Here is an 11,947-nt window from a genome sequence, read left to right as displayed (position 1 = left end):
GGTGCAGTTCATCACCGGACAGAAGTCCCTCGACTCCGACTGGGACTCCTACCTCGGCGAACTCGACGGCCTGGGACTCGATCGCTTCCTGGAGATCTACCAGCAGTCCTACGACGCGTCACACTGAGCGTCCGGTGGCCGGGCCGCACATCCCAGCATGCGGACCCGGCCACCACGGCCACCACCCCGCGCACGCGCGACGGCCAAGAGCGAGATCTGGCAGAAGGCCTACGACGCCCCACCTGAACGGAGCGCCGGCGTCGATCCCCTCTCCGCACGACATCGCGTCGCGCGGAGAGGGGGATCGTCAGCTGGCGCGCCACGCGCCGACCGGAAGGGCAGCATGACGATCCAGGACTCCCGCCACGTCGTCGATCACCGACCGGCGACGCCCCTCCCGGTCTTCGAAACGGCCACGCCCGCGCCGACCTGGGAGGACGGAGCGATCACCGGAAGCGGGCGAGTCGGGGCGATCGTCTTCGGCCCGCCCGGGCTCATGAGCGTGTCGATCGCCCACGAGCGGTTCTTCCTGCCGGCCAATCCCGCGCCTCCCGCGCCGGTGCTCGCCCCGGTGCTGGAGACCATGCGCGGCCTGATCCTGGGCGGCGAGAGCGAGAGAGCCGGCCGCCTCATGATGGAGGCGGCCGGTGAGTCGGGCTTCGACGGAGGGCTCATCTGGACCGACCCGCTGGGCATGTGCGCGACGCTGACCGTCACGACGCCCGGAGGCGGTGACGGCATGCGTCGCTCCATCGATCTCGAACACGGTGAGGTCGCGGTGGCATGGTCGGATTCCCGCGGCGGGCGGATCGTCCTGCGAGCGATCGCTCCACGCGGAGAGGAGACCGTCTGGGTCGCCGTCGAGTCGGAGCTCGACCTCGTCGCCGAGATCGAGGTGGGCCTGTCGGGCGAATCGGCCCCGAGCGCCGAGACAGGCGCACCGAACTACGCCACGGCCGTTCGCGCGGAGGTGTCCGGGGGCGCGGTGGGCGTCGTCACCGCGTCGGCGGGCCGAGCGGGGATCTCCGCGGAGACGACCGTGCGGGGCGGTGAGGAGTGGATCCCGGACGAGTCCGGCACCCGGTTGCGCAGCCGGCTGCGCGTGCCGGCCGGCGGCAGCGGCCTGCTCCGGTTCGACATCCGGGTCGGCGCATCAGGCGCCCGCGCGGAGGTGGCGGAGCCGACCTGGGATTCCTTGCGCGAACGCCAGCGCACCGCCCACGGCGCACTCGTACGGAGGTCGGTGCTCGACCTCGCCGCCCGGCACGCCTCCACGACCACCGAGGAGCTCTGGGCCGCCGCGCGGAACGGCGACAGCTCCGCGCGGCGCCAGGTCATCGAGGTCGCGTACCTCTCCGGACGGGCCAACGCCATCGCCGCGACCGGTGAGCTTCCCCCGACGCTGCAAGGCGTGTGGCAGGGCACCTGGACGCCGGCCTGGTCGGCCGACTACACGATGAACGGGAACGTCCAGAACGGTGGCATCGCCAGCCTCATACCGACCGGAACGCCCGAGCTCGCGCAGTCGCTGCTACGCCTCGTTCTCCCGCATCTCGAGGACTACCGCGACAATGCCCGCCGGGTCTACGGGGCCGAGGGCATGCTGCTGCCGGCGCGGATGTCGAACCATGGCCGCGCCAACCACTTCGCCCCGCCGTATCCGCACGTGTTCTGGGTCGGCTGCGGTGGCTGGGTACTGCGCTTCGCGGCAGACCTCGTCTCGACGACGGGAGACCGCACCATCGTCGACGACGGCCTGTGGGCGTTGGTGGAGGGCGTCCTGGCCTTCGCCGAGACGGCCACGACACGTGCCGGCGGGCGGCGGCACATCATCCCGAACTATTCGCCCGAGAACGCTCCGGTGCCCGGCGGGTCACCCCTGGTGGCCGACGCCACGATGGACGTGGCCATCCTGCGGGACGCCGCCCGTTGCGCGACGCTCCTGGCACGTGCGCGCGGTGACCACTCGCTGGACGAGCGATGGGCCGACCTCGCGTCGGCGCTGCCGGCGTACCGGCGATCGGACGACGGGACGCTGGCCGAGTGGATCGGCGAGCTGTGGCCGGAGAACCACGCGCACCGCCACACTTCACAGCTGTACCCGCTGTGGTACGAGCCCGATCCCGCGTTCCTCGGAGCGTCGGAGTCGGCGGCCGCGCTGCGCGCCGCCGCGGCGGCGACCGTCGCGGCGAAGCTGGCGTGGCGAGCGGAGGACCCGACCGCTCCTCCCGGACGCATGGAGATGGCGTTCGGCCTCGTACAGCTCGGCATGGCGGCCGCGTCGTTGGGGGATGCCCGGTCGGCGCTGCGCTGTGCGGAGTGGCTCGCGGTGGAGCACTGGCGCCCCGCGCTGACGACGACGCACGACGCCGGCAGCATCTTCAACCTCGATCCCAGCGGCGGCCTGCCGGCGCTCGTGGCGGCGATGCTCCTCAACTCCGGCGTCGGCACGCTCACGCTCCTGCCGGCGTTGCCCGGGGAATGGCAGAGCGGCTCGGTCACCGGCCTCCGGGCACGAGGCGGGATCGTCGTCGACCGGCTCGAATGGGATCCGGCGGGCTGCGCCGTGCGGCTCCGGCGCCTGCCCGAGGCGGCGTGGCTCAATCCCGGCGACCGGGTGCGGGTGGACGCCGGACGGCCGTTCGCCCTCGACGGCCGCGCAGGCGGGGAGCGCTGGATCACCGTGGGCGAACAGCCGTCGACGCTGCGGCTGGACTGGGTCCCGGAGGCGCGCGACTGAGGGCGGGCCGTCCGGAGCCTGACGTCAGCGCACCACGATCGTCGCGCCGGAGCGGCCGATTCCGCTCGCGCGCACGGTCACGGTGATGGTCCCGGGCGCGGTCGGCCGGATCACGGCGAGGGCGTGGCCCTGGAACGCGCGGTGACGGCGGTCGAGGTACGACTCCTCCGTGCGGGGCGCGGCACTTCCGAATCCCTGCAGGTGGCCGGGTCCGTCGATCTCGAGCTCCAGTTCGGTCTCGGCGTCGGTGGCGCGGGTACCGTGCTCGTCGACGATGTCGATGTCCACGAACGACAGGTCGGTGTCGCCGGCCCGGAGTCCGGCGCGATCCGGCGCCACCACGAGCCGCCGGTCTCCGTTCGCCGACCGGAGCGAGACCCGTTCGGCGGCCCGGCCGGACCGCACGGCGACCGCTTCGAGGCGTCCGGGCTCGTACCGGACATCGAAGACGGCGCGGTATCGATGGGCGGGGCCGGCCGGTCGCCTGCCCGCGGAGGTGCCGTTGACGAACAGTTCCACCTCGGGTGCGTCGCTGTACACCTCGACCTCGACCTCCGTGCCCTCCGCGCCCGGCCACGTCCACGACGGTTCGCTGTCGCTCCACGCCCACGTGCTCGGTGTCGGTGTGAGCCCCTTGGTGCCCGGGCGACGCACGGCGAGGTACGGTTCGGCCCGCCGCCCGAACACGATCTCGCGGTAGAACGACGCCGGGCGGCGGCGCCCGGTGATGTCGATGTCGCCGACCCACGCCGTGATCCATGGGTATTCCGTGAGCGCGCCGGGATCGGGAGAACCCTCCGCGTAACGCGGGCGGCCGAGGCCGACCTCGCCGAGGTAGTCCCACCCGGTCCAGGTGAAGTCGCCGATGACGTGGGGATGCGCGAGCACGAGCGCCCAGAGCTCGTCGATCCGCGGCGGCATCGTCTCCGACCCGACGATGACGCGGTGCGGGAACAGGCTCCGATCGAGTGCGTACCGTGAGTCGGTGTAGTTCATCCCGGCGATGTCGAGCGCGGCGTACGGTTCGGCGGTCAACATGCTGACCGCCTCCGTGGTGGCGAGCGTGTTCATCTTCTCGGTGAGCCCCGTCTTGCGCCCGTTGATCTCCCTGGCCTCGGCTCGTGCCGCCTCCCCGAGCAGGCCGGGGTCATGGTCGATCTCGTCGGACATCACGGGCAGGGCGCCGTTGACGCCGCTCGTCACGAACCGGGTCGGATCGAGTCGACGCGCCTCGGTGGCGATGCGTCTCGTCCACGCCGCGCCGTGGGCCGTCGCGATGTCCGGGATCTCGTTGCCGATCGAATACGCGAACACACATGGCCGATTCCGGTCCTTGCGGATCATCGCTTCCAGGTCGCGTCGCCAGGTATCGGGGAACGTGGTGGCGAGGTCGTGGTCGTTCTTGGTCTGCGTCCACATGTCGGAGAGTTCGTCCATGACGAGAACCCCGTGGCGGTCACAGGCATCGAGCATCGCCCGGCTCATCGGCTGGTGGGCGCTGCGGATCGCGTTGAAGCCGGCCGCCTTCAGACGCTCGACGCGACGCTCCTCGGCGCGTGCGATCGTGGCGGCGCCGATGACGCCGTTGTCGTGGTGCACGCACGCGCCGCGGAGCTTGACCGGTTCGCCGTTGATCCGCAGGCCGCGCGCGACGTCCACCCGCATGACGCGGATCCCGAAGGCCGTCTCCGCTTCGTCGGTCACCGTTCCGTCGGCCGTGACGGTCACGACGGCTCGGTAGAGCGACGGTGAGCCCGGACTCCAGAGCCGGGGTTCCGGTACGAGCATCCGCTGACGCACGACCGCGGGTTCGCCGGGCAGAACGGTGACCCGGGCCGTGTCGGCAGCGCATTCGGTGCCGTCCGGCGCGATGACGCGCGTCCGCACAGCGCGCGTCGCCGTGTGCCGGCCGACGTTGTCGACCGTCGTGTCGACCTGCGCCAGGGCGAATTCCGCGTCGACGTCCGGAGTGGTCACGACGATCCCGTCGAGCGCCACGTGGACGGGGTCGGCGACCACCAGGTGAACGGGTCTGATGATGCCGCCACCGGAGTACCACCGCGAATCCCGGTGGGCGCGCGCCTGGACTCGCACCTCGTTCTCGGTGCCGAACCGGAGGAACGGGTCGAGGGGCACGCTGAATTCCGAGTACCCGGACGCGGTGTGCGCGGCGAGGCTGCCGTTGACGAAGACGGAGGCGGAGCGGTACACGGCTTCGAACTCCAGCAGGACATGGCGGTTCCGCCACTCCTCCGGCACCGGGAATCGCTTCGTGTACTCCCAGGCACCGCCCGGGAAGTAGGCCGTGCCCGTCAGTGCCGGATCCGGGCGTCGTGGCGATGCCAGGACGGCATCGTGCGGCAGCGTCACCCGCACGGCCGACGCGTCCCCTGTGGTCGGCACGCCTTCGGTGTGCGTGGTCCGGAACCACCAGTTGTCGGAGAAGGATTGGCGGATCATCGGAGTCCTCTCATGGTTCAGACGCTCGCCCGTTCAGGCACCTGCGACCGTCTCATCGGTTGTGTCGGCGCCCGGCCGGAGCCCGCTCGCGTCACCCGCCGCCACGGGGAAGTACACCGTGTAGGGCTCATCGATGACCTCGTGCAGCGGACGAAAGCGAATCGATGCCGGCTGTCCGACCGTCCGGTAGCCGTGCAGCCATTGCGCCCACTGGCGCTCGTTGTCAGGGGACAGGATCGTGGCCGGCTCGTCGACGTCGCCCACGAGCCGGGACTCGACGTCCGTGAGACCGGCCAGCACCACCGGGCCGTGCAGAAAGGCGACCGTCCCGGGCTCGTCCGGAACAGGGTCGGTCCAGAGCCGGGCCGGGAGCGTGATCTCGAACTCCGTGCGCCCGCCCGCGTGCCGAAGCTCGACGAATCCGTTCGCCGGCCGCGTGTCCAGGGGCTCGCCGTCGCGGGCGATCTGCGCCTCGCCGGCAACCCACGACGGGATCCGCACCCGCAGCGTCAGCTCCACGTCCTGCTCCGACTCGATGCGGAGGGCCAGCCCCCAGGAGTCGGGCCGGTGTCGCGCGCCCGCCTGGCCCGCGTTGGCGTCCGGCCCGACGCGTGCCGCCGTCTCGCGGCTCTCCATCCGCACGCGGACGGGACTGCCGGCGCGGTCGACTCGGAGCTCGGCGGGTATGAGCTGGGCCACGACGATCGTCTCGCCGTCCTCGTAGAAGACGAGGGAGCTGTGCCGCGTGTGCGCCTGAACCAGCGTGCCGTGACAGCACCAGAAGTCCTCGGTCGGCGTTCCCCACCGCTTCCGGGCTCCTGCCTCGAGCGGCAGGAAGTACGTCACCATCCCGGTGCGGGGGTGCTGCTGGGCCAGAAGGCCGTTGAACAGGTTGCGCTCGATGTAGTCGAGGTAGCGCGCCTCACCGGTCCAGCGGAACAGCACGTCCGCGAGCCGGATCATGTTGTAGACGACGCAGTGCTCCTGGTTCTTGTCGCCCCGGCGTGCGGCGAACTCGAACGGCGGCGTCCAGATCTCGCCCGCGGTCTGTCCCCCCGTGCAGAACGTGCCGCGCCGGTCCACCGCCCAACTCCAGTACGCCTGGACGACGTCGGCCCAGCGCGACTCGCCGGTGACCTCGAAGGCGCGCGCGGCGCCGAGCACCTCCGGGATGGTGGTGTTGGCGTGCATGTTCGTGAGGACGTCGATCCCGGCAACGAGGCGATCGAACAGCCGCCCGCGGTAGTAGCGGTCCAGGAGATCGTGGAACACCGTCTCGCCGGTGAGCTCGAGCAGGTCGGCCCACACCTCGAGCATGCCGCCGGTCTCGACGTCCAGGATGTCGTCGAACTGGTCGCGGTCGAACCGCGCGGCCCAGCGGGCGAACCAGTGCCCCGCCTTGCGCGCCACCTCGAGAGCGACAGGGTCGTCGAGATCGCGCGCCGCGTCGACGAGGCCCATGAGCGTCTTGTGGATCGTGTACTGGGGCGCCCAGACCGTCCGGCCGTCGGCCAGGAGATCGAGATAGCGGGGAGGTATGGAGAAGACCCACTCCCCGTCGTTGGCCTGCTGGCAGCGGGCCAGCCCACCGACGATGTCGGCGACGCAGGCTCTCAGGTGCGGGTCTCCGGTGACGGCCACCTCGCGGGCCGCGGCGGACAGCCAGTGGCCGACGAAGTGTCCTCGCAGCTGTCCGCCGGGTGATTCCCAGCCCCAGTGCCGCCCGACGCCGCGGGACTCGGGGTCCTCCGATGACGGTTGCAGATGCCACAGCCGGTTCCAGATCCCGGCTTCGAGGTAGTGGTTCTGGAGGAGGTTGTCGGCGGTGAGCGAGAGCAGGTACGCGCGATTGTGCTGCCGGCGCTCGTCGAAGAGCCCGGCGCGCAACCGGACGGCGTCCAGTGGCATCGTGCGGATCCTCATCTCGCTGCTCCCTTCGCTGCCGGTCGACGGCCGCAGTCATATGATGAATACTGGGCGAGAACTCTAAGCCTTCGATGCTCTGCGGCCAACCCGATCGCGAGGTCGTGCGGGCGGGTTGCGCCGAGCAGGCCTGGTGCCGGTGCCGGAACGACCAGCGCAGCTGACAGAATCCCGGCGCGAGGCCAAGGCATTCGCCGCCCGATTCGCGGCGGGCATGTGATTGCGTAGCCAGCGCCGGCGTGTCAACATCAGATGACTCGTCGCTGCTTCCAGCCGATTTCACGCGGGCGGGTCGCGACCGGCGACCGACCAGAACGGCGTCCGGCGCTCGGCAGAAGCGAATCCGAAAGGCCTCCGCACGATGACGCCACCTCCGTTCCGCCTCCTGTGGGGCCACGCCGCGCTGACACTCGAGCTGTCCGCCGACGCCGATGCGCCGGTGTGCCTGACGCGACTCGAACCGAAGGACGTACGCCGGGCCGACGCCGGCGACGGGGCGGGCACACGCCGATCCGGTCAGCCACTGGCGGAGGTACAGATCGCGGGCGAGGGGCAGCCCTGGTCCGGGCCCCGGCAGGTGGGGACCACGGTCGGGCGCCGGCTGCGCTACGCCACCCATCGCGTCGAGACGGCGGACGGCTGGGTGGAACTCGAACTCGAGCAGGTGGACGACGAGGCCGGACTCCAGGTGCGGACACTGATCCGATCGCCGGAGGACGTCCCGGCGATCCAGGTGCACACCAGCGTCCGGGTGGTCGGTGACGAGCCCGTGACCTTGTATGCGGTCAGTTCGCTGGCGACTGGCGCGTTCCGGCCGGGCTCCGGCGCGGACGGCATCGACGTGTACTGGGCGGAGAACAACTGGCAGGCCGAGAACCGGTGGCAGCGGCAGCCGCTGCGGAAGCGCGGGCTGCCGGATGCCGACCTCGCCACCCGCGGGCAGACACCGCGCGGCGCACTGGTGATGGCCAGCCACGGTTCATGGTCGTCGGGGGAGTACCTGCCCATGGGCGCACTCGTCGACACGGACAGCGGGCGGGCGTGGGCGTTCCAGGTGGAGCACAACGGGGCGTGGCGGTGGGAGGTGGGCGAGCGCCCGGACGGTGTGTACGTGGCCGTCCACGGACCTGTCGACGGCGACCACCAATGGCGCCAGACGCTGGACCCGGGCCAGGAGTTCGCCGGCGTGCCGGCCGGTCTCGCGGTCGGCGACGGCGGCATGGAGTCGGCGATCGCGGCGCTGACGGCGTACCGGCGGGCGATCGTCCGGCCGCATCCGGACCGGACGGGGCTGCCGGTGGTGTTCAACGACTACATGAACACCCTGCTCGGCGACCCGACCACCGAGCGGGTGCTGCCGCTGATCGACGCCGCCGCGGCGGCCGGCGCCGAGTACTTCTGCATCGACGCCGGCTGGTACGACGAGGACGGCAAATGGTGGGACAGCGTGGGCGCCTGGGCGCCCTCGCGTACGCGGTTCCCAGGCGGTCTGGGTGAGGTGATCGACCGCATCCGTGCCGCCGGGATGCGGCCCGGGCTGTGGCTCGAGCCGGAGGTCGTCGGCGTGCGCAGCCCGCTGGCGGACAGCCTCCCGCCCGACGCGTTCTTCCAACGGGACGGCAGGCGGCATGTCGAGAACGGCCGATACCACCTCGACCTGCGCCACTCCGCAGCGGTCGCGCACCTGGACGCCACGATCGACCGGCTGGTCGGCGAGTTCGGCATCGACTACTTCAAGCTCGACTACAACGTCAACGTCGGTCCCGGCACCGACGTGAAGGCCGAGGCACCCGGTGCCGGGCTGCTGGCGCACAACCGCGCTCACCTGCGCTGGCTCGAGGGCGTGCTGGACCGGCACCCGGGCCTGGTGCTGGAGAACTGCGGCTCCGGCGGCATGCGCATGGACTACGCGATGCTGGCCCGGCTGCAGCTGCAGTCGACCAGCGATCAGGAGAGCCCGCTGCGCTATCCGCCGATCGCCGCGGCGGCGCCGATGGCCCTGCTGCCCGAGCAGTCCGCGAGCTGGGCCTACCCGCAGGCGGACATGTCCGACGAGGAGATCGCGTTCACGATGGTCACCGGGCTGCTCGGCCGGCTCTACCTCTCCGGGCACCTCAACCGCATGGCGGCGGACCAGCTCGCGCTGGTCCGCGACGGCGTCCACGCGCACAAGGCGATCCGCGGCGAGCTGGCCCGGGCGGTGCCGTTCTGGCCGCTTGGCCTGCCCGAGTGGGAGGACGGCTGGATCGCCCTTGGCCTGCGTACGGGCGGGGAGGGCGTCCTGGCCGTGTGGCGGCGGCCCGGCGCGGATGACGTCGTCGACCTCCCGATGCCGCACCTGCGGGGCGTCGACGCGGAGATCGACGTGCTGTATCCGCGGCGCCTGACCGGTTGGCCGGCCGACTGGGACGCCGACGCCGGCGTGCTCCGCCTCACGGGCGGGCCGGCGCCCGCCGCCCGGGTCTTCCGGCTCAGGAATGCGAACTGACTCGCGTCCCCGCACCGACAACCCTTCGTACGTCCTGAAAGGACAGGTTGTGAAGACCTTCACCGTGCCGGGCACCGAGATCATCGCGCCGAACCTCGTGCTCGGCCTGATGCGCATAGCCGACAAGACCGATGACGAGATCCGCGAACTCGTACGAACGGCTCGCGACGCCGGCATCGACTTCGTCGACCACGCAGACGTGTACGGAAAGGAGCTGCACGGCTGCGAACGCCGCTTCGCCGAGGCGCTGCGGCTCAGCCCATCGCAACGCGACGAGATCACGATCCAGACCAAGGCGGGGATCGTCAGGGAGGGGCCCTACTTCGACTTCTCCTACGACCACCTCATCGACTCCGTCGAGGGATCGCTGCGGGCCTTGCGGACCGAACGCATCGACATCCTGCTGCTGCATCGCCCGGACGCGCTGGTCGAGCCCGAGGAGGTCGCTCGCGCCTTCGACGATCTCGAGTCGTCGGGCAAGGTCCGCCACTTCGGGGTCTCGAATCACACGCCACGCCAGATCGACCTCCTGCGGAAGTCGGTGCGCCAGCCGATCGTCGCCAACCAGCTGCAACTGTCGATCACCCACCAGCCGATCATCGCCCAGGGGATCGCGGCGAACATGCTCGACGAGCAGCAGTCGGTGACCCTCGACGGCGGGGGAATCCTCGACTACTGCCGGCTGAACGACATCACCGTCCAAGCGTGGTCGCCGTTCCAGGCGGGCTTCTTCAACGGCGTCTTTCTCGGCTCTCCGGACTACCCCGAGCTCAACGCCGTGGTCGACCGGCTCGCCGCCCGGTACGAGGTTCCGGCGATCGCCATCGCGACAGCGTGGATCACCCGCCATCCCGCGCGGATGCAGGTCGTGCTCGGCACCACCAGTCCGGACCGTGTCAGCGGCGCCGCTCAGGGATCCGACCTGCCGCTCACCCGAGCCGACTGGTATGAACTCTCCCGCGCCGCCGGGCATCGAGTGCCATGACCTTCACAACGCCGGGAAGTTGAGCGGTGCGGCCGGTGCCGGGCCCGTTGGCGGGAGGTCACTCTGCCTCGGCCGGGGCCCGGCTTTCTCGTCGCCCGGCTACCAGCTCAGCGGAAGGGTGGCCAGGTAGTCGTTGAGCAGGCCGGAGAGGATCTGGTGGTCGGCGGCGGAGGGGTGCCAGTCGCAGCCGAGGTAGTCGAGGGCGGCGTCGCCGTAGAACCAGTAGCCGACCCGGTCGTCGCCCTGGGCGTTGCGGTCCTCGGCGATGCGCTGGGCGGTGCCGGCGAACGCTTCCACGTTGGTGGCGCTGACCACGAGGAACGTCTCGGGGCCGCAGCGGGCGCGCAGCTTGTCCAGGAATTCGTGGTACGCGGTCTCGTACGCGGCGACGAGCTCCTCCTGCGTGGCCCAGCGCTCGCCCGCGTTGAGGGGGGTGGAGAAGTCGTTGATGCCCAGGCCGATCACGACGACGTGCGGCTGCCAGGTGGCCGGCTTCTCCCATACGTCGCCGTCGACGTGGAGCAGTGCCCGGTCGTAGAAGGAGCGGTAGGTGATGTCCGGGCTGTGGCCGTTGTAGTTGCGGACCATCCCGAGGCCGGAGAAGGCGTTGATCTGGTAGTCGGCTTCGAGGCTCTGGGCGGTGAGGGCGCCGAAGGCGAGATCGGTGTTGGTGTTGCGGCCGACGCCGCCGATGCCGGAGCAGTCGCGCTGCCCGGAGACGTTGCCGTAGCCGGCGGTGTAGGAGTCGCCGATGAACTCGATCTGCCTGCTCCTCGGCGCGGGCGGTGCGAGGATCTCGCCCCCGGAGTCGGCGGTGAAACCGCCGAACCGCCCGGCGGCCCAGGTGCTCTCGGTGCGCTTGACCAGCCGTACGCTGTGCTCGCCGGCGGCGAGGCCGTTGACCCAGTGGGTGGTCTGGCCGGGGGTCACCAGGGTGTCGACGGTCGTTCCGTCGATCTGAACGTCGTAGTCGTTGTCGGCGTCGTCGAGGACGATGCCGACACCCGTGCCGCGGAACCGGCCCTCGAAGGAGGTGCCGGGCCAGGAGTACTGGAGCGATCCGTCGGCGGCCTGCTTGACGCGGCCAACGGTGTGAACCTCGGCCGGCGCGGCGGCGGATGATCGCGACGCGGCGCCGAGGGCGGTGACGGCGCCTACGGCGGCGGCAGTGACGAACGCACGTCGGGACAAACGGCGATCTGTCTGCATGTGACTTCCTCTGCTGGTGGGGGCTGCCGTCCCGGCAATTGCGGAGGTGCGGCACTCGGGGAGTCGGGACGGTGGTGGGGGCAGTGGTGGCGCTCGTGGCGGTGTGGCTCCGGCGGCGTCGCCGTTCTCCGGAGCCCCACAT

At 71.1% G+C, this 11,947-nt stretch carries 6 protein-coding genes; 3 read left to right on the top strand and 3 right to left on the bottom strand.

Going from position 1 to position 11,947, the window contains the following annotated elements; genetic code table 11:
• Positions 1-343 precede the first annotated feature (343 nt).
• Positions 344-2,740 carry a glycosyl hydrolase family 95 catalytic domain-containing protein gene (locus ACTWQH_RS31910; RefSeq protein WP_443290305.1) on the top strand — a complete coding sequence of 799 codons (2,397 nt, stop codon included), beginning with the start codon at positions 344-346 and terminating at the stop codon, positions 2,738-2,740.
• A gap of 24 nt (positions 2,741-2,764) precedes the next feature.
• Here ACTWQH_RS31910 and ACTWQH_RS31905 read toward each other — a convergent pair whose 3' ends face one another.
• Both ACTWQH_RS31905 and ACTWQH_RS31900 read right to left on the bottom strand, forming a co-directional pair.
• Positions 2,765-5,200, bottom strand: coding sequence for a DUF4982 domain-containing protein (locus tag ACTWQH_RS31905; protein WP_443290304.1), 2,436 nt, complete (start codon positions 5,198-5,200; stop codon positions 2,765-2,767).
• 33 nt (positions 5,201-5,233) lie between these two features.
• On the bottom strand, positions 5,234-7,123 hold the full coding sequence (locus ACTWQH_RS31900; protein WP_443290303.1) for a beta-L-arabinofuranosidase domain-containing protein: 1,890 nt from the start codon (positions 7,121-7,123) through the stop codon (positions 5,234-5,236).
• 361 nt (positions 7,124-7,484) lie between these two features.
• On the opposite strand from ACTWQH_RS31900, the gene ACTWQH_RS31895 reads away from it, so the two are divergent.
• On the top strand, positions 7,485-9,611 hold the full coding sequence (locus ACTWQH_RS31895; protein ID WP_443290302.1) for a glycoside hydrolase family 36 protein: 2,127 nt from the start codon (positions 7,485-7,487) through the stop codon (positions 9,609-9,611).
• A gap of 49 nt (positions 9,612-9,660) precedes the next feature.
• Entirely contained in the window at positions 9,661-10,596 is a 936-nt protein-coding gene (locus ACTWQH_RS31890) for an aldo/keto reductase (protein ID WP_443290301.1), read from the top strand.
• Between the two features lie 99 nt (positions 10,597-10,695).
• Here the strand turns inward: ACTWQH_RS31890 and ACTWQH_RS31885 are convergent, their stop codons facing one another.
• Entirely contained in the window at positions 10,696-11,805 is a 1,110-nt protein-coding gene (locus ACTWQH_RS31885) for an SGNH/GDSL hydrolase family protein (protein ID WP_443290300.1), read from the bottom strand.
• Positions 11,806-11,947: the final 142 nt, after the last annotated feature.

Origin of the sequence: Streptomyces sp. 6N223 (assembly GCF_052246635.1) — a bacterium.
Lineage (GTDB): Bacteria > Actinomycetota > Actinomycetes > Streptomycetales > Streptomycetaceae > Streptomyces.
This window is presented reverse-complemented; position numbering and strand designations above follow the sequence as displayed.